This window comes from Pseudoflavitalea rhizosphaerae, assembly GCF_003991355.1.
GTDB lineage: Bacteria > Bacteroidota > Bacteroidia > Chitinophagales > Chitinophagaceae > Pseudobacter > Pseudobacter rhizosphaerae.
In genome coordinates, this window is the sequence record NZ_RCSU01000040.1 from 1 (window position 1) to 448 (window position 448).

Sequence of the window (448 nt, forward strand, 5' to 3'; positions counted from 1 at the left end):
CTCCCCGCAGCTTATCGCAGCTTACCACGTCCTTCATCGTCTCTGAGAGCCAAGGCATCCACCATACGCCCTTAAGTGCTTTAAAAGAGTTATTATACTTATTACTCGTTTCTTACAACATTTATACTTGTTAGAATAACAATTATTTCCCAATATGTCAAAGAGCTTTGTTCGATTGCACGCCTCACGGCCTACAATAAACGAAGTTGATGTGCAGGTTGCGAACCTGTAGACCATTCACTGTTGAACGTCAACATCACAGTTTGAAAGAACTTTTTTGTGGAGGATAACGGATTCGAACCGTTGACCCCCTGCGTGCAAGGCAGGTGCTCTAGCCAGCTGAGCTAATCCCCCAGGAGTTGATGCCTTGAGATTGTTCGCTCGAGCTTGTGCTCTCGCCCACTCGCAGCTGTTGGTAGACCCGACCAGATTTGAACTGGTGACCCCT

The 448-nt window shown here is 47.1% G+C and carries 1 tRNA gene and 1 rRNA gene; both read right to left on the reverse strand.

The window, feature by feature from the left end:
* A 23S ribosomal RNA gene (locus D9Y29_RS26420) occupies positions 1–85 on the reverse strand; the annotation flags it as partial.
* A gap of 195 nt (positions 86–280) precedes the next feature.
* A tRNA-Ala gene (locus D9Y29_RS26425) sits at positions 281–354 on the reverse strand.
* Positions 355–448 lie beyond the last annotated feature (94 nt).